Raw genomic sequence first — 26122 nt, 5'->3', positions numbered from 1 at the left:
GCCTGTGCTCCCCGCCCGCGCGGGGATGGCCCCCCCCGCCCCCGCGGGACGGCCGTCGGGGCGGGCGGGTCACCCGCCGCCCCGGGCCGGGGTCACTCGACGCCGGCGTACGAGTGCAGGCCGTCGACCCAGATGTTCACGCCGTAGTAGTTGAACAGCCAGCAGCCGAAGGCGACGAGGGCCAGGTAGGCGGCCTTGCGTCCCTTCCAGCCGACCGTGGCGCGGGCGTGCAGGTAGCAGGCGTAGGCGATCCAGGTGATGAAGGACCAGACCTCCTTGGGGTCCCAGCCCCAGTAGCGGCCCCACGCGTCACCGGCCCAGATGGCGCCGGCGATGATCGTGAACGTCCACAGCGGGAACACCGCGGCGTTGACCCGGTAGGCGAGCTTGTCGAAGGTCGCGGCGGCCGGCAGCCGCTCCATGACGGACCGGGCGAACGCGCTCGGCGTCTCCCCGCGGGCCACCTTCGCCTCGTACGCGTCGCGGAACAGGTACAGCAGCGTGGCGACGGCGCCGATGTAGAAGACCGCGCCGCAGAAGATCGCGGTGGAGACGTGGATCCACAGCCAGTACGAGTCGAGGGCCGGGACGAGCTGGTCGCTCTCGGTGTACAGCCACGTCGTGGCGAGGCCGAGGTCGAGGAGGATGGTGGTGACCAGCGGCAGGCCGAGCCAGCGGACGTTCTTCCCCGCGAACAGCAGGGCGAGGTACGCGCCGACCGCCACGGTGGAGAAGGTGATCGAGAACTCGTACATGTTGCCCCACGGCGCCCGCTGCACCGACACCGCGCGGGCGACGACGCCGCCGGCCTCCAGCAGGAAGCCGAGCGTGGTCAGGGACACGGCGATGCGGCCGTACAGGTCGCCCTTGGCGTCGCCGCCGGCCGCGCCGGGGCCGTCCGGGACGTCCCGCGCGCCCGCGGCGCCCCGGGTGACGACGGTGGGCTTGTCCAGGACGGTGGTCCCGGCGGACTGCTCGGCGCCGCGCACCCGCACGGCGGGCCCGGCGGTCGCGGCGGCGGTGGGGGTGAGGGCGGCGGCGGTGCGGCCGACCTTGCTGCGGCTGCCGAGCACCCACTCGGCGATGTGCGCGAGGAACGCCAGCGTGTACACGGCCATGGCCGAGTAGACGAGGACGTTGCTGATGTGCGCCAGGTTCTCGTTGGTGGCGGCGGCGATGGTCACTGCTTTGCCCCTTCGGCAGGAACAGCCTCTTCGGCAGGTTCGGCGTCGTGGTCGACGACGTCGTCCGCGGGCGCCGACGGCGCCGCGGAGTGGAGCGCGGCCGCCAGCTCGGCCAGCTCCTCGGGGAGCTTCGCGGACTCGCTGCGCCCGAGCCCCGCCATCTCGACGACGGTCACGCCGTCCTCACCCGGGGCGGCCCGGACCCAGACGCGGCGGCGCTGGATGAAGAGCGACCCGATCAGGCCGAGGATCGCGGCGACGGCGCCGGTCAGCGCCCAGCCGTTGCCGGGCTGCTGGGAGATCTGGAAGCTGGCCCACTCCTTGATCTCCTTCTCGAAGGTGATCGAACCCGCCCCGTCCGGCAGCGTGAACGTCTCACCGGGGGTGAGCTGCTTGCGCAGGATGTCACCGCCGGCGTCCTTGAACGGCTTCATCTTGCTGGTGTCCAGCTGGTACACGTTCTGCGGCAGGCCCGAGTCCACGCGCAGGTCGCCGTGGTAGGCGGACAGGCTCAGCACCGGGTACACGAGCCCCGGGAACTGGGAGAACATGTCGCCCTTCCCCTTGCCCGCGTAGGTCGGCACGAAGAACGCCGGGATGCCCAGCTGGTCCTTCTTCCCGTTCTTGTCGGTGTAGCCGTCCATCACCTTCAGGACGCCCTGCGAGGTGACGTTGGCGTCGATCGGCAGCAGCGGCACGGGCCCCTGGCTGACGATCTTGCCGCGGCCGTCGCGGACGGTGATGACGGGCGCGTACCCGTGCGAGATCAGGTACACCTTGGCGCCGTCGACCTCCAGGGGCTCGTTGACCCGGATCACGGCCTTTTTGTCGGGCCCGCCGCGCTCCGCGTACGTGACGGCCGCCTCGAAGGTGCGGGGGGTGCCGCGCTGCGGGCCGTCCGTCTCGTAGGTGCCGGTGAACGAGTCCAGTTCGAAGCTGAAGTGGCCGAGGTCGTCCAGGCCGAAGAGCGAGCCGGAGCGGAAGTCGTCGTACTGGCTGAGCGTGTTGGCGAAGCCGTCGCCCTCGACGATCAGCTTGCCGCCCTCGGACTTGAACAGCTGCCCCGCGGCGAACGCCAGCAGCATCACGATCAGCGCCACGTGGAAGAGGAGGTTGCCGACCTCGCGCAGGTACCCCTTCTCGGCGGCGACCGCGTCCCCGGCCGCGTGGGTCCGGAAGCGGTTCCTGCGCAGCAGGCGCAGCGCCTCCTCGCGGACCTCCTCGGGCGTGGCCCGGGTGCGCCAGGTCGTGTACGCGGGGAGGCGGGTGAGCCGCTTGGGCGCGCCCGGCGGACGGCTGCGCAGCTGGCCGACGAACTGCCAGGTGCGCGGGAGGATGCAGCCGATCAGGGAGACGAACAGCAGGATGTAGATCGCGGAGAACCACACCGAGCTGTAGACGTCGAACAGCTGGAGCTTCTCGTAGATCGGCGCGAGGGTGCCGTGCGCCTTCTTGAAGGCCTCGACCTTCGTCTCGTCCACACCGGTCTGCGGGATGAGCGAGCCGGGGATGGCGCCCAGCGAGAGCAGGAAGAGCAGGATCAGCGCGACCCGCATGGAGGTCAGCTGCCGCCAGAACCAGCGGACCCAGCCGATCACGCCGAGCCGCGGCAGGGTCACCTCGGCGGACTCCACCTCCTGGGAGGGGGCCGTGGAAAGGTGCGCGCCGGCGGCGCCGAGCGACTGCTCGTCGGCCGCGGCGGCCCCGCCCTGCCCGTCCTGGCCGTTCTCCCCGGCGGACCCGGCGGACCCGGCCCGGTCGGTCCGTCCGGCCTGTCCGGTCTGTTCGGTGTTGCTCATGGTGACCTCAGATCCCCACCTGGAAGCTGCTGGACCAGCCCTGGATCTCCTGCACGAGCGCGTCCCACGCCCCGGTCAGCAGGAGCAGACCGGTCGCGATCATCATGCCGCCGCCGATCCGCATCACCCAGGCGTAGTGCCGCTTGACCCAGCCGAACGCGCCCAGCGCCCTGCGGAAGGCCACGGCGGCGACGATGAACGGCGCGCCCAGGCCCAGGCAGTACGCGAGGGTGAGCAGCGCGCCGCGCCCGGCGCTCGCCTCGTTGAGCGCGAGGGCGTTGACGGCGGTGAGGGTCGGGCCGACGCACGGCGTCCAGCCGATCCCGAACAGCACCCCGATCAGGGGCGCGCCGACCAGCCCGGCGGCCGGCCGCCGGTGGAAGCGGAACTCGCGCTGCGTGAGCCACGGCATGAGCCCCATGAAGAAGACCCCCATGAGGATCATGACCACGCCGAGGACCTTGCTCAGGACCTCGCGGTACTCCAGCAGCGTCTGGCCCGAGAAGCCGAAGAGGGCGCCGCCGGAGACGAACACGGCGGAGAAGCCGAGGACGAAGAGCCCGGCGCCGAGCACCATCCGGCCCCGCCGCGCCTCGGCGAGGTCGGTGCCGGTGATGCCCGTCACGTACGAGAGGTAGCCGGGGACGAGGGGCAGCACGCAGGGCGAGAAGAAGGAGACCAGGCCGCCGAGGACGGCGACGGGCAGGGCGAGCAGGAGCGCCCCGCTGAAGACCGTCTCGTTCATCGGCTACTGCCCGCCGGCCTTCTCGGCGAGCACCGGCTCGATCATCGACCGCAGCTCCTTCTCGGAGACCGCCTTGAGGGAGCGCGCCGCGATCTTGCCCTCGCGGTCCAGGACGACGGTCGAGGGGATGGCCTGCGGGTGGACGACGCCCTTCGGGAAGCCGTTGAGGATGATCTCGCCGTAGGGGTCGCGGAGGCTCGGGTAGGGGACTCCGTAGTCCTTCTCGAACTGGATGGCGTCCAGCTTCTTCGTGTCCCGGGTGTTGATGCCGACGAACTCGACGCCCTTCGGCTTGAGGTCGTTGGCGACCTTCGTGAAGTGCGGGGCCTCGGCACGGCAGGGGGTGCACCAGGAGCCCCACACGTTGAGGACGACGACCTTGCCCTTGAGGTCGGCGACGTCCAGCCGGGCCCCGTCGAGCGTCTCACCGGCGATCTCGTTGGTCGCCGGTCGCTCGCCGCGGGCGATGGTGGAGATGCCGCCGGTGTCGGTGACGAAGTTGGTGTTGCCACCACCGCCGGACGTGCCCTTGGGCGCTCCGCTGCACGCGGTCAGCGCGAGCGCGGCCGCCAGGGCGCCGGCGGTGAGCAGGATGCCTCGTTGGGCGCGGCTGTGGCTCATGTGAAAAGTTTCGCATGGCCGTTTGCCGGATCTTGCCCGCCCCCCTGCCTGACCGTAAAGCCCCTTGTGAAGGCGGGCTAAGCGCCGTCAATCGCGCAGGTGGTCCTTCCAGCCGCCCGTGGGGGATTCCCCGACGCCGAGCGAGCACAGCTTCGCGAGGATCTTGGGATCCTGCGCGTCGAGCCAGTCGACGAACTGCCGGAAGGAGACCAGACGCACGTCCTTCTTTCCGGCCATGCCCTTCAGCGCCTCTTCGACGGCGTCCATGTAGATTCCGCCGTTCCACTGTTCGAAGTGGTTGCCGATGAAGAGGGGCGCGCGATTCGTCTCGTACGCGCGCGTGAATCCGGCCAGATAGGCGTCGGTGGCCTGGCGCTTCCAGCCGGGATAACGCGCGGGGTCGCCCTTGGTGGAGTTCTTCGACTGGTTGGCGAGGATGTTGTAGTCCATCGAGAGGACCTCGAAGGAGTGGCCGGGGAACGGCAGGGCCTGGAGCGGCAGGTCCCACAGGCCCTGGCGCTTGTCCGGCCAGACCTGGCGGCCGCCGGGCGAGGAGGCGTCGTAGCGCCAGCCGAGCTTGCGGGCGGTGGGCAGCAGGGCGTCCTGGCCGAGCAGGCAGGGGGTGCGGCCGCCGACGAGTTCCCTGCGGTAGTCGAAGGGCAGCGGGTCGAGGTCGGTCCAGCCGCTGTTGGTCTTCCATTCGGTGACGAACTTCACCGCCTGGTCGATCTCGCTGCGCCAGTCCTCGGACGTCCACTTGCCGACGGATCCGGAACCGCCGCAGAAATGGCCGTTGAAGTGGGTGCCGATCTCGTGCCCGTCGAGCCAGGCCCGGCGGACGTTCTCCAGCGTGTCCTTGATGTGCGCGTCGGTGAGGTAACCGATGTCGGAGGCGCCGGCGGGATTGTTCGGCGGGCGGTAGAGCGATTTCTTCGACTCGGGCAGCAGGTATATCCCGGAGAGGAAGAAGGTCATCGCCGCGCCGTGGTCGCGGGCGAGGTCGAGGAAGCGGGGGAAGAGGCCGTTGCCGACCTCTCCCGCGCCGTCCCAGGAGAAGACCACGAACTGCGGCGGCGTCTGCCCCGGTTCGAGGGGCGCGGGCCGGCCGGGCTGCTTGGGCTGCCTGCCGGTGTCGGCGGTGGAGCCGTCGCCGATGGGCCGCCCCTGCGGCCTGCCGCCGCCCGCGCTCCCGGCGCCCCCGCCCTTCCCGCCGCCCGCGGCGGGGCGGCCGGCGTCGTCGCCGCCGGCCCCGCCGAGGACCCCGCAGCCCGCCGCCCCGATCGCGGCCGCGGCCCCAAGTCCCGTTCCCAGCAATCCCCTTCGGCTGATTCCGTCGATTCCGCGCATCGTCGTTCCCCATCCGCACTGACATCTGCCCGGACATGAGTCCGGACCGGTACGGAGCAAGATGCGGAAAAGGAGCAGCGGGTTCCGCCGATAATCACACGCTTTACTGTCCGCTGGGTGACCGAACGGTCACTCACTCACCACGCGGTATCCGTCACCGCCACCCGCAACGGGGGTCACGCCGGCCGGTCGTACCGCCCGCCGAAAAGGCATACGGCGAAAGGCGCACCGGAAACGCACACCGGAACAAGCGACGGAGCGGGGCGGCCACCGCCCCGCTCCGCGTCCGTCACGCGCCGAATGCCTTCGGCTTTCCCTTCACCGGCCTGGCACCCGCCAGCAGATGGGGCGGAACCAGGTCGCGGGCCGGCTCGGAGTAGCCGACCGACACGATCCGGTCGCCGTGGTAGGTGAAGGTGGTCAGCGACGCCAGGGTGCACTGCCGGCGCCGCGGGTCGTGCCACAGCCGCCGCCGCTCGACGAAGCTGCGCACGATCCAGATGGGCAGCTGGTGGCTGACGCACACCGCCTCGTGCCCCCGCGCCGCGTCGCGCGCCGCGTTCAGGGCGCCCGTCATCCGCACGACCTGGTCGATGTACGGCTCGCCCCAGGACGGGCGGAAGGGGTTGGTCAGGTGGCGCCAGTTGCCCGGCCTGCGCAGCGCGCCGTCGCCGACGCCGAAGGTCTTGCCCTCGAAGACGTTGCCCGCCTCGATCAGCCGCTCGTCGGTGGCCAGGTCCAGGCCGTGCGTCTTGGCGATCGGTGTCGCCGTCTCCTGCGCCCGCTCCAGTGGGGAGGCCACGACGTACGTGACGTCCCGCCCCGCCAGGTGCTCGGCGACCCGGTCGGCCATCCGGCGCCCCAGCTCGGACAGGTGGTAGCCGGCGCGGCGGCCGTACAGGACGCCGTCGGGGTTGTGCACCTCGCCGTGGCGCATCAGGTGGACGACGGTCACGTCCTCCGGCCGCGCCCCGCTCACGCCGCGCCCTCCGTCGCCTCCGCGGCGGCACGGGCGGCCGCCGGCAGCGCGGCGGCGACCCGCTCGACGGCGCGCTCGTCGTGGGCCGCGGAGACGAACCACGACTCGAACGCCGACGGCGGCAGGTAGACGCCCTGCGCCAGCATCGAGTGGAAGAAGGCGGTGAAGCGGAAGGACTCCTGCCGCTTGGCGTCCTCGTAGTCGCGGACCTCGCGGTCGGCGAAGAAGACCGAGAACATGTTGGACGCGTTCTGCAGCCGGTGCGCCACGCCCTCCTTGGTGAGCGCGTCCGTCACCAGGCCCTGGATCTCCCGCGACACCGCGTCGACGCGGGCGTACGCCGCGTCGTCGAGCAGCCGCAACTGCGCCAGGCCCGCGGCGGTGGCGACCGGGTTCCCGGAGAGGGTGCCCGCCTGGTACACCGGGCCGGCCGGCGCCAGGTGCGCCATCACGTCGGCGCGGCCGCCGAACGCCGCGGCCGGGAAGCCGCCGCCCATGACCTTGCCGAAGGTCATCAGGTCGGGCGCGACGCCGTCGACGCCGTACCAGCCGGCCTTCGAGGTGCGGAAGCCCGTCATGACCTCGTCGGAGATGTACAGGGCGCCGTTCTTCGCGCAGGCGTCCTTGAGGCCCTGGTTGAAGCCGGGGCGGGGCGGGACGACGCCCATGTTGCCGGGCGACGCCTCGGTGATCACGCAGGCGATCTCGCCGGGGTGGCGGTGGAACGCCTCCTGCACGGCCTCCAGGTCGTTGTACGGCAGCACGATCGTGTCACCCGCCTGGGCGCCCGTGACGCCCGGCGTGTCGGGCAGCCCCAGCGTGGCGACGCCGGAGCCGGCCGCGGCCAGCAGCGCGTCGACGTGGCCGTGGTAGCAGCCCGCGAACTTGATCACCTTGCTGCGGCCGGTGTAGCCGCGGGCCAGACGGATCGCCGACATGGTCGCCTCGGTGCCGCTGGACACCAGGCGCACCTGCTCGACCGGCGCCACCCGCGCCACGATCTCCTCCGCGAGCGCGACCTCGCCCTCCCCGGGCGTCCCGAACGACGTGCCGCGCGCGACGGCGTCCTGGACGGCGGCGATCACCTCCGGGTGCGCGTGGCCGAGGATCATCGGCCCCCACGAGCAGACGAGGTCGACGTACTCGCGACCGTCCGCGTCGGTGAGGTAGGGCCCCGTACCGGAGACCATGAAGCGGGGCGTGCCGCCCACGGCGCGGAAGGCCCGGACGGGAGAGTTCACGCCGCCGGGCGTCACCTGCGAGGCGCGATCGAAGAGCGACTGTGAGACTGGGGCTTCGTATGAATACGACACGTGGGTCCTGACCTGCGAGAACGAGTGGACGGGCGGCTGGGTGCGGGCGCTGCCGCCGGGGCGGCGGCGGGGCGGTCCCGCGGGAACGGAGCTGGGCCGTGCTCCCTTTCACGGCTCCGGTTTCACCACATCAGGCCGATGGCCTTGCTTCGGCGTGACGCCTTCCCTCACGATCTTGTTTCACAAGGGGTTCCCCCGCCGGGCCGCGCCGGAGGTCGCGGAGTTTTCCGGACCTCCATTTCGGCAGGGCGCCGGTCCTCCGCGTCTGCGAAACTGGGGCGTCATAGGGAGAGCTCACGGAAACCATGGTGTCAGAGGCCCGGTCGTTCTTGCGGACAGGTGTTTCACCATCCGCTCGCGGGGGAGGTCACTGACACGATGATCGGGTCGCGCGGCGGGGGCCGTGCCAACCCTGCAAGCAGTCGGGTGGAGATATGCATCGCGGTGGCGGACTGGGCGAGGGGACCGGCGATCTGGGTCCCGAGCGTGCCCGGCGGGGGAGACACCGGCGACAGCGGGACGACCCCGCCCCGCGGGAACCCGTACGGCGGGACGAACACGTACAGCGGGGGATCCCCGCGCCGGGCGAGCCCATGGGGGCCGACCCCCTGGGGGGCAGGGGTGGCCGCATGGGGGTGACCTACAAGTACTTCGGCGCGCCCAACGGCGCCACGGCGGCGCGGGTGCCGATCTCGATGCGCCCCGAGGAACTCGGCGGCGACGAACTGGGCATGGGCGGCATGTTCACCAAGATCAAGCCGGAGACCATAGCCGCCATGGTGCTGACCGGCCTCCAGGGCATGCCGCTGAACCGGGTCCCGCCGCTGGAGCTCGTGGTGCTCCACCCCGACTACGCGGTGGTGAAGCTCCCGACGACGGTCGTCGACCCGCTGCGCGGGGTCGGTGAGGAGTCGGTGGGCGCCGCCGCCTTCATCTGGTCCACGGTCCCCGACCGCGGCGGCCCGCGCGACGCGTACAACGTCTACCAGCTGCTGCACGAATGGCAGGACTTCTCCGTCCGCCTCCACGAGGCGGGCCACCAGCCGTACTGCCTCGTCTGGCCCTGACCCGGCGTCCCACCGCGATCGGGAGCGGGCGCGGCCCGGGCGAAACGATCTGGCTCAGGCGCGTGGCCGGTGGCATCCTGGCCGCGTGAGGGGACCGGAGATCCACATCAGCTTCGCGCCCGGACTGGGCCTGTTCGTACCGGCACCGCGCCGCACGGGCCGGACGGCCGTGACGACCGACGGCGTGTCGACGCTCGGCCACCTCGTCGAGTCGCTCGGCGTGCCGCTCACCGAGGTCGGCGCCCTGCTCGTCGACGGCGAGCGGGTAGCCCCGGCGCACGTGCCGGCCGGGGGCGCCGTGGTCGAGGTGCGCGGCGTGGAGCGCCCGCAGGAGGTGCCGGGCGCGCCCCTGCGGTTCCTGCTCGACGTCCACCTGGGCACGCTCGCCCGCCGCCTGCGGCTGCTCGGCGTCGACGCGGCGTACGAGAGCGAGGACATCGGCGACCCCGCGCTGGCCGCGCGGTCCGCCCGGGAGCGGCGCGTGCTGCTCTCCCGCGATCGCGGGCTGCTGCGCCGCCGGGAGCTGTGGGCGGGCGCGTACGTGTACAGCCACCGCCCCGACGAGCAGCTGCGCGACGTGCTGGGCCGCTTCGCGCCGCCGCTCGCCCCCTGGACCCGCTGCACCGCCTGCAACGGCGCGCTGACCGGCGCCGACAAGGACGAGGTGCGCGAGCTCCTGGAGCACGGCACGCGGCACACCTACGACGTCTTCGCCCGGTGCACCGGCTGCGAGCGCGTGTACTGGCGCGGGGCCCACCACGCGCGGCTGGAGGAGATCGTGCGCACGGCGCTGGCGGAGTTCGGCGGCGCGCCCGCCTGACCGGACCAGCCCGGTCGGGGCGGGGCGGGGCGGCCCGGTCAGGTCGGGGCGGCCGCCAGGTTGGGGCGGGGCGGCGCGGCCCGGCCGGGGTGGGCTCGGGCGGGCGGGGTGGTCAGTCCAGGACGTGGCGCAGGTAGGCCCGCGGGTCGGCGAGGTACCGCCGCCAGTGGTCGACCAGCGCCAGCTCCTCCCACCGGACGCGGCGCATGCCGTGCTCGCCGACCTCGATGACGTCCGCGCCCGGTATGGCGGTCAGCAGCGGTGAGTGGGTCGCGCACACGACCTGGCCGCCGGAGCGCGCCAAGCGGTCGATGTGGCCGATCAGTTCCAGGCACGAGGAGAACGACAGCGCCGCCTCGGGCTCGTCGAGCACGTACAGGCCCGGCTGGAGGAACTTCCCGCGGAACGCCGCGAGGAACCCCTCGCCGTGGCTCACCGCGTCCGGGGCGAGCCCCTCGCGGTCGAGTGCGTCCCGTGCCGTCTCGGCGCGCAGGAAGAAGCCCTTGCGCGCCGCCCGGGAGGCCATCATCCGCCGCCCGCGCGGGGACGCCGCGTCGAACCGCACCCGTTCGCCGAGCGCCGACCGGCCGCGGCTGGTGGCGTACCGCCAGTCGTGCGAGCCGCCCCAGGAGTCCAGGCCGAACCCCTCGGCCAGCGCCTCGACCAGCGTCGACTTGCCCGATCCGTTCTCGCCGACGAGGAAGGTGACGGGCGCGGTGAAGCGCAGCCCGTCCGTCAACAGGGCGCGTACGCACGGCACGGACCACGGCCACGGGTCGGCGGAGCCGCCGTCGCCGTCGAGCTCTCCGGGGGGCAGGTGGGCGTACGCGCGTTCGACGATCACGGGCCGAGTCTGGTCACCGGGCCGGCGGGAGGCAAGCCGACGGGCCGCGCCGCGACAGCCGTACGGACGGCCCGCCGCATGGACGGCCCGCCGGTCGGCGCTCGGCCGACCGGCGCTCGGCCGGTCCGGAGGTCAGCGGTCCGTAAGTCAGCGTTCCGGAAGCGTCAGCGGCCGACAGCCGACCGGCCGGTCAGAAGACGTACGGGTCGCCCGTGGCCGGTACCAGTACGCGGTGGTCGTTGTTCTCCGGCATCCGGTCCGTCGCGCCGCCGTTCCAGGCGGTGCTCACCCGGACGGTCACCTCGTGGGTCATGCCCGCCGTGCGCAGGTCCAGCAGGGTTTCGCGGCGCTCGCCCTCGGCGGGCAGTACGCCCGTGGAGCACAGCACCGCCCGCTCGCCGCCCCACACGCAGCCGGCCGGGAGCCTGCGTCCCGCCGTGACCAGCGGCGCGGAGACCTCCACGCGCAGCGTGGTGTCCTCCACGGCCGACGGCCCGTGGTTGTGGGTCAGCACCAGCACGTCCAGCCGGTCGCCGGCGAGCGTGGCGTACCCGTGGTGGGCCACGTCCGCCTCGGGGGCGACCGCCCCGGTCCAGCCGCCCGTACCGACCACCGTCGCCACCGCGACGGACACCGCGACAGCGGCCCTGCGCATCGTCATCATGACCGGAAGATACCGATATGGCGTCCGTGGATCCCCGTCAGCCACGCGGGCCGGAGGAGGCGGGGGCCGTGCCGGTCGCCCGTTCCGCCGCACCGAAGGGCCCGGGCGGTCCGGCTCCGGTCGGCCCCGGCCCGCCCGGGACACCGGTGATCATGTACACACCGCGTCGCCGCCGGGCCGCGCATATGCTGGCGCCCACCGCCCCGTACCGGCCCGAGGAGCACGCCGACCATGACCGCCGCCGCCCAGCCCGTCGCCGTCGTCACCGGAGCCAGCAGCGGGATCGGCGCCGCGACCGCACGCCGGCTGGCGGCCGCCGGCCACCACGTCGTGCTGACCGCCCGCCGCCGCGACCGCGTCGAGGCGCTGGCCGCCGAGCTCACCGCCGCCGGGTACCGGGCGGAGGCGTACCCGCTCGACGTCACCGACCGCCCGGCCGTCGACGCCTTCGCCGCCTCCCTCGACCGGTGCGACGTCCTCGTGAACAACGCGGGCGGCGCCCTCGGCGCCGACCCGGTGGCCACCGGCGACCCGGAGGACTGGCGCCGGATGTACGAGGTCAACGTGATCGGCACGCTGCACATGACCCAGGCGCTGCTGCCGGCCCTCACCGCGGGCGACGGCGGCACGGTCGTGGTGGTGTCCTCCACCGCCGGGCACGCCACGTACGAGGGCGGCGCCGGGTACGTCGCCGCGAAGAACGGCGCGCGCGTCCTGGCCGAGACCCTCCGCCTGGAGATCGTCGGGACCCCGGTCCGCGTCATCGAGGTGGCCCCCGGCATGGTGAGGACGGAGGAGTTCGCCACGACCCGGTTCCGCGGCGACGAGGAGCGGGCCGCGAAGGTCTACGAGGGCGTCCCGGACCCGCTCTCCGCCGACGACGTGGCCGACACGATCACGTGGGCCGTGACCCGCCCGCCGCACGTCAACGTCGACCTGCTGGTCGTCCGCCCCCGCGCCCAGGCGTCCAACACCAAGGTGCACCGGGAGCGCTGACCGCGCCCGGCCGGACCCCCGCGGCACCGGACCCCTCGGCGCAGGGCCCTGCACGGGAGGCCCCTGCGCAGCAGGGCCCTGCGGTGCCAGGCCCCCCGCCGCGGGTGGCTCAGCCCTTGACCGCGGGCGGCTCAGCCCTTGACGCAGACGACCTGCCTCAGCTTCGCCACGACCTCGACCAGGTCGCGCTGCTGGTCGATGACCTGCTCGATCGGCTTGTACGCGCCCGGGATCTCGTCGACGACACCGGCGTCCTTGCGGCACTCCACCCCGCGGGTCTGCTCCTCCAGGTCCCGGGTGGAGAAGCGGCGCTTCGCGGCGGTCCGGCTCATGCGCCGGCCGGCCCCGTGCGAGGCGGAGTTGAAGGACTTCTCGTTGCCGAGCCCCTTCACGATGTACGAGCCGGTGCCCATCGACCCCGGGATGATCCCGTACTCGCCGCTGCCGGCGCGGATGGCGCCCTTGCGGGTGACGAGCAGGTCCATGCCGTCGTACCGCTCCTCCGCCACGTAGTTGTGGTGGCAGGAGATCTCCCGCTCGAAGGTCACCCCGGCCTTCCTGAACTCCTTGCGGACGACGTCCTTCAGGAGTCCCATCATGACCGTGCGGTTGTGCCGGGCGTACTCCTGCGCCCAGAACAGGTCGGCGCGGTAGGCGGCCATCTCCGGCGTACCGGCCACGAACACCGCGAGGTCGCGGTCGACGATGTCCTGGTTGTGCGGCAGCCGCCGCGCGACGCCGATGTGGTGCTCGGCCAGCTCCTTGCCGATGTTGCGGGAGCCGGAGTGCAGCATCAGCCAGACGGCGCCGGAGGTGTCGAGGCAGACCTCGACGAAGTGGTTGCCGCCGCCGAGCGTGCCCATCTGCCGGGCGGCCCGCTCCTGCCGGAACCTGACCTCCTCGGCGATGCCGTCGAAGCGCGCCCACAGGTCGTCCCACCCGGTGACGCGGGCACCGTGGATCCGCGCCGGGTCGACGACCTCGTCGTGCATGGCGCGGCCGACCGGGATGGCGGCCTCGATGCCGGACCGCAGCCGCGACAGGTCGCCGGGCAGGTCGTTCGCCGTGAGCGAGGTGCGGACGGCGGACATGCCGCAGCCGATGTCGACTCCGACCGCCGCCGGGCACACCGCGTCGCGCATCGCGATCACGGAGCCGACCGTGGCGCCCTTGCCGTAGTGCACGTCCGGCATGACGGCGAGGCCCTTGATCCACGGCAGCGTGGCGGTGTTCCGCAGCTGCCGCAGCGCGCCGTCCTCCACGGACGCCGGGTCCGTCCACATCCGGATGGGCACCTTCGCCCCGGGCACTTCGACGTACGACATACCTACCCCATCCCCCGAGAAAGTCAGAAAACGCAAAAACCGGTGCCAGAGTGCACATAAGTGACAGGAAACCGGCAGCGACGGCTGTGCGTGCGATAGACATTGTGTCCACCGGCCGCCGAGTACCGGCAAGCCGTTTTCACCGTGACCGCAGGGAAGGGAGCCCCGGACCGTGCAGCGAAGGGCGTACGCAACCGGCCTGGCCGCACTCCTCGCGGCCCTCAGCGCGACCGCCCTCGCCGGCTGTGACTCCGGCTCCGGGACGAGCGGTTCCGACGTCGACGCCAAGGCCGGCACGACCGCCGGCACGGTCGCGCAGCCCGGCCGGTACCGCACCCTGTACGAGCCGTGCGGCGCCGTCAGCCGCGCCACCCTGCAGAACATGCTGCCGGCCGTCACCGCCCTCACCCCCCAGCAGCGCGACCGCGTCCTGCGCGGCACCGCCGCCGTCACCTACGACACCGACCGCCGCGCCGGGTGCTCCTGGAAGGCGGAGGGGCCGGACGCGATCCACCACCTCAGCCTCGACTTCGAGCGCGTCGTCTCCTTCGACCCGTCCGTCAGCGACGAGACGCGGGCGCAGGAGGTGTACACGACGAAGGAGTCCGCCGCCGGCCTCGCCCCGGCCACCCCCGCCACGCCCGGCGGGCCCGCCACCGGAGCCGTGTCCCCCGCGCCCACCGCGTCCCCCGGCGCGGCCGGCGCGCCCGGGGCCGCCGCCTCCCCGGCCGGTGCCCCGGGCGCCCCCGTCGCCCCCGGCACGACCGCCGCCGCCCAGGCGAAGCGGACGGCCTCCCCCGCCTCACCCGCCCCGTCCGCCCCCGGTGGCGCGCCCTCCGCCCCCGCCTCCTCCGCCCCGGCGTCCTCCGCCCCGCCGGAGGGGCTGGCGTCCCGGGTCCTGCCGGACCTCGGCGACGCCGCGTTCCTCCACGACGTGCTCGCCCCGGCCGGGCCGGCCGCCCAGCAGCGGACCGTCAGCGTGGTGTTCCGCACATCGAACGTCGTCGTGACGGTCCGGTACGCGGCCCAGCCGATGCGTGTCGGGGAGGTTCCGGACAGTGAGGAACTGCAGGGCAAGGCGCGCGAGCTGGCGCAGCGTCTGGCCGAGCGGTTCGACGAGTGAGGGGTGCCGGGCCCGCCGCCGCCCGGCAGCCGACCGCCCGCCGCGGTACGCCGACGGGCCCCGACCCGGCCCCGACTCGGGCTACCGTGGCCGGGCCGGATCGCCCGGACCGTATGACCGGCCGGTACGACCGACTCGTACGACAAGCGACAGAGCGACTGAAGGAACCATGCACCGATCAGCCCCGCGTCTCACCCGCATACTCGCCTGCGCCGCCGTCCCGGTGATGCTCGTCGCCGCCGGCTGCTCGTCGGACGACTCCGCCCCGAGCGCGTCGGCGTCGCCGTCCTCGCCCGCCGCCGGTCCCTCCGCGGCGCCCTCCTCGGCCGCGCCCACGCCGAGCGTCGCGCCCGCGAAGTTCGCGAAGCTGCCGGACGCCTGCAAGGCGGTCACCGCGAAGACGGTGGAGGAGCTCGTCCCGGAGGTGAAGACCAAGGCCGGTACGCCGGGCAAGTCGTCCGACGTGGCCAGCCGCGGCAGCTGCTCGTGGAACGGCCTGGAGGACAAGGGCGTCAAGGGCTCGGACTACCGCTGGCTGGACGTCTCCCTGCTCCGCTTCGACTCCGAGCAGGCCCTGGGCAGCGGCGAGAAGCGGGCGCAGGACAAGTACGCGGCCAAGGTCGCCGAGGTGAAGGCGACGGAGGGCGCGATCGACGTGCGCACCTCCTCCGCCCCCGGCATCGGCAACGAGGCCCGCGCTGTCAGCTACTCCCTCAAGAAGACCGGCGAGACCTTCCGCTACGGCGTGATCGTCGCCCGCACGGAGAACGCCGTGATCACCGTCTCCTACAACGGCACCGGGTACGCGGGCGCCGACACGCCCGCCGCCGGCGAGCTGATGGAGGGCACGGTCAAGGCGGTCAAGGACGCCGTCGCCGCCGTCGCCGCGGCCAACAAGTAGGCGCCGTCGGCACGGTGGGCCCGCCGGGACCCCGGCGGGCAGGCTGCCGCCCGGGCGAGGCCCGCGCCCGCCGCCGGGGCGGCGGCCGTGACCGGCACCACGGGCGGCCGCCGTGATCCGGCCTCCCCCCGGAGCGCCGGATCCCGCACGCATATGCCAGGCTGTGCCCGCGAGATCAAGCAGGGGAACACGGGAGGGGACCGCCGGTGGCCGCGATGCAGCTGACGCGGATGCACCGCGTACTGATCGGTGTCGTCGTCGCCGGCGCACTGGTCATCGCCGGCATCGGCTTCGCCGGCTCCTACGCCGCGGTGCGCGAACTCGCCGAGAAGAAAGGTTTCGGCGACTTCTCGCTCGTCTTCCCCATCGGCATCGACGCGGGTATCTGCGTCCTGCTCGCCCTCGACCTGCTGCTGACCTGGCTGCGCATCCCCTTCCCGCTGCTGCGCCAGACGGCGTGGTTGCTGACCGCCGCCACCATCGCCTTCAACGGCGCCGCCGCCTGGCCCGACCCGCTCGGCGTCGGCATGCACGCGGTCATCCCGATGCTGTTCGTCGTGGCCGTCGAGGCGGCGCGGCACGCCGTCGGCCGCATCGCCGACATCACGGCCGACAAGCACATGGAGGGCGTACGGCTCACCCGCTGGCTGCTCTCGCCGGTGCCCACCTTCCGGTTGTGGCGCCGGATGAAGCTGTGGGAGCTGCGCTCCTACGAGCAGGTCATCAAGGTGGAGCAGGACCGGTTGATCTACCAGGCGCGCCTGCAGGCCCGGTTCGGCCGCGCCTGGCGGCGCAAGGCGCCCGTCGAGGCGCTGATGCCGCTGCGCCTGGCGAAGTACGGCGTGCCGCTGGCCGAGACCGCCCCGGCCGGGCTGGCCGCGGCGGGCATCGAGCCGGTGCTCCTGCCGCCGCAGCCGGCCGTGGTGACGGCCACTCAGGAGGCGCCCGCGGCGGGTGCGGTGGCCGCGGTCGGACCGGCATCGGTCGCCGCGGCGGAGCTGCCCCGCACCGCCACGCCGGAGCAGCCCGGCCGGCAGCCGCAGGACGCCCGGCCCGAGCCGCGCCCCGCGGGCCCGCGGCACGAGGACGCGGATCCGCAGGACGAGCGGCAGCCGCGCGAGGAGCAGCACGACGGGCAGCCGCAGCCGCAGCCGGACCCGCAGCCGGACCCGCGGCAGCACGGGCGCCCCGAGCAGCAGGCGGCCCGGCTCCCGCAGGAGCAGCCGCACCCGCAGGAGCCGTCGCGGGCCCCGCACCCCGGGCAGCCGCAGGGCGAGCGCCCCCCGGGGCCGGTCAACCACGTGAGCCCCTGGTTCTCGGCCCCGAAGCTCCCCCAGGACGTCACGTACGCCGGCTCCTACGACCCGGCGGCGCACGTCGAGAAGCCCCTGCCCGGCCCCCGCCCCGGCCCCGACCCGCGTAACGCGGCCCCGACCCCGGCCCCGACCCCGACCCCCGACGAGACGCCCCTGCCCGGCCCCTCCCCCGCCCCCGTCCCGGCGCCCGACGCGGAGGAGGACGACGAGTTCCGCCGCGCCGCGTACGAGGTGTTCCGGGCGTACGTCGGCCGGCACGGCGACTGGCCGGACGCCGACGTCCTCGACGCCCATCTGGCCGAGGCGTACGGCCACCGGCACCCGCGCGGCCAGGTGCTCCTGCGCCGCTGGCTGGCCGATTTCCGGACCCGCTACCAGGCGGAGCTGGAAGCCGAGCACATCGCCTGACGCGACCACCCGCCGCACCCACCACCGACCGCCCGCGCCGCCGCCGCACACCGACCACCCGCCGCCGCACCCACCGGCACCACCCGCCACCCACCGGCACCACCCGTCCGCCGGGTGTCCGGGTCAGAGGCCGGAGCGGCCGCGGAGCCTGGCGGTCTCGCCGTAGGCGGCGAGCAGCGCGCCGACGACGGCCAGCGCCACGTACGCCGGTGTCGGGACGTCCCACCACTTCTGGAGCAGCCCCCACGGGTGGTCGCCGAAGTACCGCCCGGCGACGCCCAGGGCGCCCTGGATGCCGGCGACCCAACCGATCAGTGCCACGAGTTCCTTCATGGCTCCACGCTCCCGCGGTCGCCCCGCGTCCGCGTCCTGCCGTGGGCCGAACCCGCGGTCGTCCGAAGGATGCAGCACACGCCGGAGGGCCCCACCCCGCGGGGTGAGGCCCTCCGATCGCGCGCGTCGGGCGCGGCGGTGGTCCGCCGGTCAGGCGCCGAGCAGCTTGCGCACCCGGTCGGCCCCCACGGCGAGGAGCAGCGTGGGCAGGCGCGGCCCGGTGTCACGGCTGACGAGGAGCCGGTACAGCAGCGCGAAGAACGTCCGCTGGGCGACCTTCAGCTCGGGCGTCGGCTTGGCCTCCGGGTCGAGCCCGGCCCGCACCTTCGGCACGCCGTAGACGAGCGTGGTGAGCCCGTCCAGCGACCAGTGGCTGTCCAGGCCCTCCAGCAGCAGCGCCAGCGACTCGCGCCCCTCCTCGTCCAGCGAGGCGAGCAGCTCGGTGTCGGGCTCGGAGCGGACGATGGTGCGCTGGTCGGCCGGGACCTGCGTGGAGATCCAGTTCTCCGCGCGGTCCAGTCGGGGACGGGCCTCGTCGAGCGAGGTCAGCGGGTCAGCCGGGTCCAGCTCGCCGAGGATCCGCAGCGTCTGCTCGTCGTGCCCCGCGGTGATGTCGACGACCGAGGCGAGCGTGCGGTACGGCAGCGGGCGCGGCGTGCGCGGCAGCTCGCCGGCCGCGGTGCGGACGGCCCGCGCGTGCGCGGCGGCGTCGGCCGGCAGGACCGTGCCGTCGGCCACCTTGGCCTCCAGCTTGTCCCACTCGTCGTACAGCCGCTGAATCTCCTGGTCGAAGGCGATCTTGAAGGACTGGTTGGGCTTGCGGCGCGCGTACAGCCAGCGCAGCAGCGGCGCCTCCATGATCTTCAGCGCGTCCGCCGGGGTCGGCACGCCGCCCTTGGAGGACGACATCTTCGCCATGCCGGAGATGCCCACGAAGGCGTACATGGGGCCGATCGGCTGGACGCCGTCGAAGACCTCGCGGACGATCTGCCCGCCGACGACGAACGACGAGCCCGGCGAGGAGTGGTCGACGCCGCTCGGCTCGAAGATCACGCCCTCGTAGGCCCAGCGCATCGGCCAGTCGACCTTCCAGACGAGCTTGCCGCGGTCGAAGGAGCTCAGCTCGACCGTCTCGGCGAAGCCGCAGGCGCAGGTGTAGGCCAGCTCGGTCGACGCGTCGTCGTAGGAGGTGACCGTGGTGAGGTCCTTGCCGCACCGGCCGCAGTACGGCTTGTACGGGAAGTACCCGCCGGCGCCGCCCGAGCCGTCGTCCTCGCCGGCGGCGCCGGAGCCCTCGGCGGCCTCCAGCTCCGCCTCGTCGACCGGCTTCTGCTGCTGCTTCTTCGGCTTGCCGGTCGCCTTGTCCTTCGTCCGGTACCGGTCGAGGATCGCGTCGATGGCGCCGCGGTGCCTCATGGCGTGCAGAATCTGCTCGCGGTAGGCGCCCGAGGTGTACATCTCGGTCTGGCTGATGCCGTCGTACTCGACGCCCAGCTCGGCGAGGGACTCGATCATCCCGGCCTTGAAGTGCTCCGCCCAGTTGGCGTGCGGGGAGCCGGCGGGGGCCGGTACGGAGGTGAGCGGCTTGCCGATGTGCTCGGCCCAGGAGTCGTCGACGCCCGGGACGCCGGCCGGGACCTTGCGGTAGCGGTCGTAGTCGTCCCAGGAGATCAGGTGGCGGACCTCGTGCCCCCGGCGGCGGACCTCGTCGGCGACCAGGTGCGGGGTCATGACCTCGCGGAGGTTGCCGAGGTGGATGGGGCCCGACGGGGACAGGCCGGAGGCGACGACGACCGGTTTGCCAGGCGCACGTCGCTCCGACTCGGCGATGACCTCGTCCGCGAAACGGGAGACCCAGTCGGTCTCGGTGCTGCTCTGAGCCACGATCGGCACGTCCTTGGATTCTCTGCGGGTTTCTCTGCGGGTGGTGCGGGTGGTGCGGATTCTGCGGGTGGTGCTGGGGTCGGCGCTCGGGGTACCGCCCCTCGCTCGCCATTCTCCCAGACGGAACGACGGGACCCGAGGTTGTCCACAGGCCCCGGGGACCTCGCAGCGGTCCCGGGAAAGAGGTTGCTCGGCCATGGGACACTTGACAACCGGAAAAGCACCACGCGCGGCCGTGCGGCCGCGCGCCCGGCACCCACAGACCCCGACACAGGAACGGAAGCTCATGGCCTCGGTCCCTTCCCTCGCTTCGACCGTGCAGCAGCGCCTCGCGGACGCCCTCTCGGCAGCCCTGCCGGAGGCCGGTTCCGCCGACCCGCTGCTGCGACGAAGCGACCGGGCCGACTTCCAGGCCAACGGCATCCTGGCCCTCGCCAAGAAGCTCAAGGGCAACCCGCGCGAGCTGGCGACGAGGGTCGTGGCGGCCATCCCGGCGAACGACGTCGTGAAGGACATCGAGGTCTCCGGCCCCGGCTTCCTCAACGTCACCGTCACGGACGCGGCGATCACCGGGACCCTCGCCGCCCGCGCCGCCGACGACCGCCTCGGCGTCCCGTACGCCGAGAAGGCCGGCACCACGGTGATCGACTACGCCCAGCCGAACGTGGCGAAGGAGATGCACGTCGGGCACCTGCGCTCCGCCGTCATCGGCGACGCCATGGTCAAGATCCTGGAGTTCGCGGGCGAGAAGGTGATCCGCCGCCACCACATCGGCGACTGGGGCACCCAGTTCGGCATGCTCATCCAGTACCTGATGGAGCACCCGCACGAGCTGGACCACAAGGACGCGGACGTCTCCGGTGAGGAGGCGATGTCCAACCTGAACCGCCTCTACAAGGCGGCCCGCGCCCTGTTCGACTCCGACGAGGAGTTCAAGGCCCGCTCCCGCGACCGCGTGGTGGCCCTCCAGTCCGGCGACGAGGAGACCCTCGCGCTCTGGCAGCGGTTCGTCGACGAGTCGAAGATCTACTTCTACTCCGTCTTCGACAAGCTGGACATGCGGATCGAGGACCCGGACGTGGTCGGCGAGTCCGGGTACAACGACATGCTCGACGAGACGTGCCGCCTGCTGGAGGAGTCCGGCGTCGCGGTCCGCTCCGAGGGCGCCCTGTGCGTGTTCTTCGACGACGTGAAGGGCCCCGACGGCAACCCGGTCCCCCTGATCGTCCGGAAGTCCAACGGCGGCTACGGCTACGCGGCCACCGACCTGTCGGCCATCCGCGACCGCGTGCAGCAGTTGGGCGCCGACACCCTGGTGTACGTCGTGGACGCCCGCCAGTCGCTGCACTTCAAGATGGTGTTCGAGACGGCCCGCCGCGCGGGCTGGCTGAACGACCGGACCCACGCGGTGCAGCTCGCCTTCGGCACGGTCCTCGGCAAGGACGGCAAGCCGTTCAAGACCCGTGAGGGCGAGACCGTCCGGCTGGTCGACCTGCTGGACGAGGCGATCGACCGGGCGGCGGCCGTGGTCCGCGAGAAGAACCAGGACGTCCCCGAGGCGCAGCGCCTCACCGAGGACGAGATCGCCGAGCGCGCCGCCCAGGTCGGCATCGGCGCGATCAAGTACGCGGACCTGTCCACCTCCGCGTCCCGCGACTACAAGTTCGACCTGGACCAGATGGTGTCGCTCAACGGCGACACGTCCGTCTACCTCCAGTACGCGTACGCCCGGATCAAGTCGATCATCCGCAAGGCCGGCGAGGCGGAGCCCGTCGCCCACCCGGAGGTCGCCCTGGCCCCGGCCGAGCGGGCGCTGGGCCTGCACCTGGACCGGTTCGGCGAGACGCTCGGCGAGGTGGCGGAGACGTACGAGCCGCACAAGCTGGCCGCGTACCTGTACCAGCTGGCGTCGCTCTACACGTCGTTCTACTCGGAGTGCCCGGTCCTCAAGGCGGACACCCCCGAGCAGGTCGAGAACCGGCTGTTCCTGTGCGACCTGACCGCCCGCACACTGCACCAGGGCATGGCGCTGCTGGGTATCCGGACGCCCGAGCGCCTCTGACGACGCGGGAGCGGAGACCGGAGGGGGGCGGCGCCACACGGCGCCGCCCCCCTCCGGCGTCCCGCGCCCCTTCCGGCGTCCCGCCCCTCCCGGTGTCCCGCGCCCCTCCGACGTCCGCCCCTCCCGGTGTCCCCCACACCCTCCCCCGGCTCAGATCAACGGCCGCGACGGCTTACCCCTCGCCTCGTCGATCTCCACGTGGGCCTTCTGGAGCAGCTGGGTGGCGATGTCCATCAGCGCGCGGGCGCCCGCGATCTCCTCGCCGACCCGCAGCTGCCCGGAGTCCGAGGGGTGGCGCTGGGCCTGGCCGTGCCCGCGCACCTCGGTCCCGTCACCGAGCCGCACCAGGGCGGCGGCCCGGGTGCGGTCGCCGTCCTCGCGGAACTCCATGTCGACGTGCCATCCGACGAGTGTGTGCATGCGGATCACCTCCGGTGGTTCCCTTCCAGAATCCCCCGCCCGGCCGCACCGCGCCCACCGCACCGCAACCCCGGTCGTCCGCCCCCTGTTCTCCCTCCAAAAACACCCCCACCGGAGAGGAACGGACCCCGGAGATGAACACCCCGCACGCGCTCCCCCGCACGATCACGGCCGCCGCGATCACCGCGGCGCTCGCCCTGTGCGCACCGGCCACCACCGCCCTGGCGGACCACGCCGACGGCGGCTGGCACCAGGACGGGCTGCGCCTGGACGCCGCCGACAACGCCAGGGTCGACGCGTTCGCCGCCGAGGCCCGCGAGGCGGAGCGCTCCATCAGCCCCCAGGTCCGCGCGGCGGCGTGGCTGACCGGCGCCGAACTGGTCGGGTTCGACGCCCGGCTGAAGTCCCCGGACTCCCTCAAGCGCAAGGTCGCCACCGCGATGGAGGAGACGCCCGGCCGGAGCGTCGAGGCCGCCCTCGCCACGATCAACGACGCCGTCCGCTACACCCTCCAGTGGCCGGACGCCCGCTACACCGCCGGGGTGGCCGCGGCCTCGTCCCACCTCGCCTCCTGGGGCAACGACAGCATCCGCTGGAAGAACACCTGGGGCGCCGCGCAGGGGTACAAGGCGGTCAACTCCGCGTGGGCGGCGCCCCGCTCGGGCATGCGCTTCGAGATCCAGTTCCACACCCCGGCCGGCAAGCGGGCCCAGGAGGAGACGCACAAGCTGTACGAGGAGCAGCGCCTCCCCGGCACCTCCCCGACCCGGAGGAAGGAGCTCCAGGAGCAGCAGGACGCCCTCTTCGCCGCCGTCCCGGTACCCGAGGGCGCCGACCGGCTGACCGCCCCGACGCCCGCCCCGGCCACCACCCCGAGCCGGCCGCAGCCCGCCGACGCACCGGCCCCCGCACCCGCCGGCCGGCCCTGACCGGGACCACCACCCCCGGCCGGCCCTGACGCCCGCACCCGGCCGGCCCTGACCGCCACCACGGCCCGGCGGACTCCCCCAACCACCCGGGCGGGGTGACCGGGGCGGGGGACCGGAGCGGGGAGACCGGGGCGCGGGACCGGAGCGGGGAGACCGGAGCGGGGTGACCCCGGCCACGTTCCCCGCGTGGCCGACACCCCGCCCGGCCCGCCCGCCTACGATCCCCCCATGCGCTACGCAGACGGCCCGACCGCCACCGCCGAGACCACGGTCGACGCACCCCCCGCCCTCCTGTGGGAGCTCGTCACGGACATCGGCCTCCCCGCCCGCCTCAGCCCCGAACTCCGCCACGCCGTCTGGCTGGACGGTGCGACCGGTCCTGCCCTCGGAGCGAGGTTCGAAGGGCGCAACGAGCACCCCCGGGTCGGCACCTGGCGCACCCACTCGTACGTGGTGGAACTGGTCGAGCAGCGAGTGTTCGCCTGGGCGGTCACCGACCCCGACGACCGCTTCGGCGGCGGGGAGGCCGACCCGGACCGGCCGCTGGCGACCTGGCGGTTCGAGCTGTGCCCCGCCCCCGGGGGCGCCACCCTGCTGCGTCTCGGCGTGCGCCTGGGTCCCGCCCGGTCCGGGGTGAGCCTGGCCGTCGACCGGGCGCCGGACCGCGAGGAGCGCATCGTGGCGGGACGCCTCGCCGAGCTGCGTACCGGCATGGCGGCCACCCTCGGCGGCATCAGGGCCCTGGCGGAGGACCGCGCGGCGCTCTGAACCCCTGGCGCCCTGAACCCGCGGCGCCCTGAACCCCCGGCGCTCTGAGCCCGCGGCGCCCTGAACCCCGGCGCTCTGAGCCCGCGGCGCCCTGCCGGCGGGTGCCGACCGGCCACCGGACAGGGCGGGGTTCCGTCGGAAGAATTTCCGACACCGTGTCATCCGGGTCCCTGCCGGGAGGAGTTCATACGGGTGGAGAGGCGCCACTCCGTCGAGTCCACCCGCACTTCCCGAGGAGACCGCATCCATGACCCGGATGAAGCAGTACGCGGCGACCGCCGCCGTGGCCGCCGTCCTGGCGGCCGTGCCGACGGGGGCATACGCCGCCGAGCGGCCCGCCCCGCCGCGGGGCGCGGTGGCCGCGCCCGCGGAGCAGACCGCCGCGAAGTCCCCGATCCGCACGGTACGGCCGGGTGAGCGCGTCGACACCGGGCGCGGCTACACGCTGTGGCTGACCCCGCAGGGCAAGCACTGGTCGGACCCGGACGGCGTCGAGAACTTCCGCAGCGTCGTCGACGGCAACATCGACCGGTCCCGGCCGGGCGTCAGCCACCAGTCGGAGGGCGACCGGGACGGCATGTTCCACTCCGGTGTGTTCCACGGCGCGAAGAAGGCCGCCCGCGTCGAACTGGTCGCCGCCGACGGTACGCGGACGCCCGCGTCCCTCGTCCGGCTGCCCGGCACCCCCGACTGGGGCGCCTGGTACGTGCACACGCCGCCGGCGACGGGCGGGGGCGTTCCGGGCGTGGCCCTGTACGACCGTTCGGGCCGGCTCCTGGCCGAGCTGCCCGCCTGGGACTTCTGACCCGTCCCCCGAGTCTCGTGGCAGGGCCCGGTTCGGGGCGGGCCCTGCCACGGAAACACCCCCGCGGGAGAACCCGGCACACCGACCGGGCACCGCCGCGTACCGCCCACCCCGCCCTCACCACCCACCCCGCCACCGCCCCCACCATCACCACCGCCGTACGAACGCGAGGTTCCGCACCGTGCCGCACGGGTCCGACACCGACGCCGAGGCCACCGACTTCGCCGACTTCGCCACGGCCGCCTGGCCCCGCCTGGTGCGTACCGCCCGCCTCCTCACCGGCGACTTCCACGAGGCGGAGGACCTGGTGCAGACGACGCTGGCCAAGCTCTACGGCCGGTGGCGGAAGGTACCCCGCGACCAGGTCGACCTGTACGTGCGCCGAGCCCTGGTCAACAACAACCTCAGCCGGCTGCGCCGCAGGCGGGTGGTGCACCTGCTGACGCCGCTGCTGCCGGACACCGTCCGCCACTCCCACGCCGGCCACGCCGACACGATCGACCAGCGGACGGCGCTCGTGCGGGCGCTCGCCGACCTCTCCCCCCGGCAGCGGGCCGTGATGGTGCTGCGGTACTGGGAGGACCTGAACGAGCACGACATCGCGGAGGTGCTCGACTGCTCGGTCGGCACGGTCAAGACGCATGCCCGGCGCGGTCTGGAGGCGCTGCGCACCCACCCGGCCCTCGACCCCCACCTCCACGCCTCCCCGGGAGCAGAGCGATGACCCCGACACCCCCGGCGGACGCCGAGGCCGCCGCCCGCAGGCTGCGGGCGGTGTTCACGGAGACCGCCCGCGACGTCACCCCCGGCCCGGTGCCGCTGGCGGCCATCGAACGCGCCGGCCGTGCCCGCCGGCGCCGCCGCTCGGCGGCCCTGGCCACGGGGTGCGCCCTCGCCGTGACGGCGGTGGCCCTGACCCTGACGCAGGTCCTGGCGCCGGCGCGGTCCCCGTCCCCGGCCGCCCCGGCCACTCCCGTCCCGGGACCGTCCGTGCCGCCGCCACCGCCCCCGGCCCCGTCGCGGCCCGCGTCCCCGCCCGCCGCACCGCCCAAGGTGGTGGCGGCCGGCGAGCGGGTGGACGCGGGAGGGGGCTGGCAGGTCTGGCTGACCGCCGAGGGCAAGCACTGGTCGGGCCCCGACGGGTACGACAACTTCCGCAGCGTCACCGACGGCAACGTCGACCTCGGCCGGCCCGGTCTCAGCCACCAGTCGGAAGGCGACCGGAAGGGGACGTTCCACTCGGGGCTCTACCACGGCACGAAGGGCGCCGCCCGCGTGGAGCTCACCGGCCCGGACGGCGCCAGGACGCCCGCGACCCTGCTGGAACTCCCCGGTTCACCCGGCTGGGGCGTCTGGTACGCCACCACCCCGCCCCCGCCGGACGCGGACGCGGGCGGCGGACGCCTCGCCCTGTACGACGCCGCCGGCACGCTCCTCGCCGAGCTACCGGGCTAGGTCCCGTCCGGACG

At 73.7% G+C, this 26122-nt stretch carries 25 protein-coding genes; 12 read left to right on the top strand and 13 right to left on the bottom strand.

All coding sequences use genetic code 11. The features are described from left to right. Positions 1 to 92 precede the first annotated feature (92 nt). From ccsB to hemL, 7 genes are all read right to left on the bottom strand, one after another. The gene (gene ccsB / locus LPA54_RS29795) at positions 93 to 1184 is read right to left on the bottom strand and encodes a c-type cytochrome biogenesis protein CcsB (protein WP_228983591.1); all 1092 of its coding nucleotides are present in this window, start codon (positions 1182 to 1184) and stop codon (positions 93 to 95) included. Beyond that, the gene (locus LPA54_RS29790) at positions 1181 to 2983 is read right to left on the bottom strand and encodes a cytochrome c biogenesis protein ResB (protein WP_228983590.1); all 1803 of its coding nucleotides are present in this window, start codon (positions 2981 to 2983) and stop codon (positions 1181 to 1183) included. The genes ccsB and LPA54_RS29790 overlap by 4 nt, the downstream gene beginning before the upstream one ends. Positions 2984 to 2990: 7 nt before the next feature. Beyond that, the gene (locus tag LPA54_RS29785; RefSeq protein ID WP_228983588.1) at positions 2991 to 3728 is read right to left on the bottom strand and encodes a cytochrome c biogenesis CcdA family protein; all 738 of its coding nucleotides are present in this window, start codon (positions 3726 to 3728) and stop codon (positions 2991 to 2993) included. A gap of 3 nt (positions 3729 to 3731) precedes the next feature. Then, positions 3732 to 4349, bottom strand: a complete 618-nt coding sequence (locus LPA54_RS29780; protein ID WP_228983586.1) for a TlpA disulfide reductase family protein — start codon at positions 4347 to 4349, stop codon at positions 3732 to 3734. An 87-nt stretch (positions 4350 to 4436) separates the two neighbouring features. Then, positions 4437 to 5687 (bottom strand): hypothetical protein, encoded by a 1251-nt coding sequence (locus tag LPA54_RS29775; protein ID WP_228983597.1) that lies wholly within the window; start codon positions 5685 to 5687, stop codon positions 4437 to 4439. A 298-nt stretch (positions 5688 to 5985) separates the two neighbouring features. Next, positions 5986 to 6633 carry a histidine phosphatase family protein gene (locus LPA54_RS29770; RefSeq protein ID WP_228983595.1) on the bottom strand — a complete coding sequence of 216 codons (648 nt, stop codon included), beginning with the start codon at positions 6631 to 6633 and terminating at the stop codon, positions 5986 to 5988. Between the two features lie 38 nt (positions 6634 to 6671). Beyond that, entirely contained in the window at positions 6672 to 7988 is a 1317-nt protein-coding gene (gene hemL / locus LPA54_RS29765) for a glutamate-1-semialdehyde 2,1-aminomutase (RefSeq protein ID WP_228983585.1), read from the bottom strand. A gap of 434 nt (positions 7989 to 8422) precedes the next feature. On the opposite strand from hemL, the gene LPA54_RS29760 reads away from it, so the two are divergent. Then, on the top strand, positions 8423 to 9055 hold the full coding sequence (locus tag LPA54_RS29760; RefSeq protein WP_228983583.1) for a hypothetical protein: 633 nt from the start codon (positions 8423 to 8425) through the stop codon (positions 9053 to 9055). A gap of 85 nt (positions 9056 to 9140) precedes the next feature. Next, on the top strand, positions 9141 to 9875 hold the full coding sequence (locus LPA54_RS29755) for a Mut7-C ubiquitin/RNAse domain-containing protein (RefSeq protein ID WP_228983581.1): 735 nt from the start codon (positions 9141 to 9143) through the stop codon (positions 9873 to 9875). A gap of 112 nt (positions 9876 to 9987) precedes the next feature. Here the strand turns inward: LPA54_RS29755 and LPA54_RS29750 are convergent, their stop codons facing one another. Both LPA54_RS29750 and LPA54_RS29745 read right to left on the bottom strand, forming a co-directional pair. Then, positions 9988 to 10692 carry an AAA family ATPase gene (locus LPA54_RS29750; protein WP_228983594.1) on the bottom strand — a complete coding sequence of 235 codons (705 nt, stop codon included), beginning with the start codon at positions 10690 to 10692 and terminating at the stop codon, positions 9988 to 9990. A gap of 217 nt (positions 10693 to 10909) precedes the next feature. Continuing rightward, positions 10910 to 11383 (bottom strand): hypothetical protein, encoded by a 474-nt coding sequence (locus tag LPA54_RS29745; RefSeq protein ID WP_228983579.1) that lies wholly within the window; start codon positions 11381 to 11383, stop codon positions 10910 to 10912. A 231-nt stretch (positions 11384 to 11614) separates the two neighbouring features. Here LPA54_RS29745 and LPA54_RS29740 point away from each other — a divergent pair, with 231 nt between their 5' ends. Continuing rightward, on the top strand, positions 11615 to 12379 hold the full coding sequence (locus LPA54_RS29740) for an SDR family NAD(P)-dependent oxidoreductase (protein WP_228983578.1): 765 nt from the start codon (positions 11615 to 11617) through the stop codon (positions 12377 to 12379). Between the two features lie 131 nt (positions 12380 to 12510). Here LPA54_RS29740 and LPA54_RS29735 read toward each other — a convergent pair whose 3' ends face one another. Further along, positions 12511 to 13704 carry an RtcB family protein gene (locus LPA54_RS29735; protein WP_228983576.1) on the bottom strand — a complete coding sequence of 398 codons (1194 nt, stop codon included), beginning with the start codon at positions 13702 to 13704 and terminating at the stop codon, positions 12511 to 12513. A gap of 172 nt (positions 13705 to 13876) precedes the next feature. On the opposite strand from LPA54_RS29735, the gene LPA54_RS29730 reads away from it, so the two are divergent. From LPA54_RS29730 to LPA54_RS29720, 3 genes are all read left to right on the top strand, one after another. Continuing rightward, entirely contained in the window at positions 13877 to 14827 is a 951-nt protein-coding gene (locus LPA54_RS29730) for a DUF3558 domain-containing protein (RefSeq protein ID WP_228983574.1), read from the top strand. A gap of 169 nt (positions 14828 to 14996) precedes the next feature. Beyond that, the gene (locus tag LPA54_RS29725; protein WP_228983572.1) at positions 14997 to 15728 is read left to right on the top strand and encodes a DUF3558 domain-containing protein; all 732 of its coding nucleotides are present in this window, start codon (positions 14997 to 14999) and stop codon (positions 15726 to 15728) included. Between the two features lie 206 nt (positions 15729 to 15934). After that, positions 15935 to 17452 carry a DUF2637 domain-containing protein gene (locus tag LPA54_RS29720; RefSeq protein ID WP_228983570.1) on the top strand — a complete coding sequence of 506 codons (1518 nt, stop codon included), beginning with the start codon at positions 15935 to 15937 and terminating at the stop codon, positions 17450 to 17452. A gap of 123 nt (positions 17453 to 17575) precedes the next feature. Here the strand turns inward: LPA54_RS29720 and LPA54_RS29715 are convergent, their stop codons facing one another. Then, complete coding sequence (locus LPA54_RS29715) at positions 17576 to 17785, bottom strand: hypothetical protein (protein WP_228983569.1); 210 nt, start codon at positions 17783 to 17785, stop codon at positions 17576 to 17578. A 150-nt stretch (positions 17786 to 17935) separates the two neighbouring features. After that, positions 17936 to 19678: a lysine--tRNA ligase gene (gene lysS, locus LPA54_RS29710; RefSeq protein ID WP_228983568.1), complete on the bottom strand. Its 1743-nt coding sequence runs from the start codon at positions 19676 to 19678 to the stop codon at positions 17936 to 17938. A gap of 277 nt (positions 19679 to 19955) precedes the next feature. On the opposite strand from lysS, the gene argS reads away from it, so the two are divergent. Further along, entirely contained in the window at positions 19956 to 21731 is a 1776-nt protein-coding gene (gene argS, locus LPA54_RS29705; protein WP_228983567.1) for an arginine--tRNA ligase, read from the top strand. 150 nt (positions 21732 to 21881) lie between these two features. Here argS and LPA54_RS29700 read toward each other — a convergent pair whose 3' ends face one another. Next, positions 21882 to 22151, bottom strand: coding sequence for a DUF1876 domain-containing protein (locus LPA54_RS29700; RefSeq protein WP_228983566.1), 270 nt, complete (start codon positions 22149 to 22151; stop codon positions 21882 to 21884). A 134-nt stretch (positions 22152 to 22285) separates the two neighbouring features. On the opposite strand from LPA54_RS29700, the gene LPA54_RS29695 reads away from it, so the two are divergent. The 5 genes from LPA54_RS29695 to LPA54_RS29675 all read left to right on the top strand — a co-directional run bounded on the left by LPA54_RS29695 (position 22286) and on the right by LPA54_RS29675 (position 26108). Beyond that, positions 22286 to 23080 carry an ATP nucleotide 3'-pyrophosphokinase gene (locus LPA54_RS29695; RefSeq protein WP_228983565.1) on the top strand — a complete coding sequence of 265 codons (795 nt, stop codon included), beginning with the start codon at positions 22286 to 22288 and terminating at the stop codon, positions 23078 to 23080. Between the two features lie 228 nt (positions 23081 to 23308). Next, positions 23309 to 23848, top strand: coding sequence for an SRPBCC family protein (locus LPA54_RS29690; RefSeq protein WP_228983564.1), 540 nt, complete (start codon positions 23309 to 23311; stop codon positions 23846 to 23848). Between the two features lie 247 nt (positions 23849 to 24095). Continuing rightward, positions 24096 to 24653, top strand: coding sequence for a hypothetical protein (locus LPA54_RS29685; RefSeq protein WP_228983562.1), 558 nt, complete (start codon positions 24096 to 24098; stop codon positions 24651 to 24653). 181 nt (positions 24654 to 24834) lie between these two features. Next, positions 24835 to 25377, top strand: a complete 543-nt coding sequence (locus tag LPA54_RS29680) for a SigE family RNA polymerase sigma factor (protein ID WP_228983561.1) — start codon at positions 24835 to 24837, stop codon at positions 25375 to 25377. Beyond that, the gene (locus LPA54_RS29675) at positions 25374 to 26108 is read left to right on the top strand and encodes a hypothetical protein (RefSeq protein WP_228983559.1); all 735 of its coding nucleotides are present in this window, start codon (positions 25374 to 25376) and stop codon (positions 26106 to 26108) included. Before LPA54_RS29680 ends, LPA54_RS29675 begins: the two co-directional genes overlap by 4 nt. The last annotated feature ends 14 nt before the right edge of the window (positions 26109 to 26122 follow it).

It is taken from the genome of Streptomyces sp. DH12, assembly GCF_020873895.1.
Taxonomy (GTDB): Bacteria; Actinomycetota; Actinomycetes; order Streptomycetales; family Streptomycetaceae; genus Streptomyces.
Note: the sequence above shows the minus strand (reverse complement) of the source record. Positions and strands in the feature narration are given on the sequence as shown.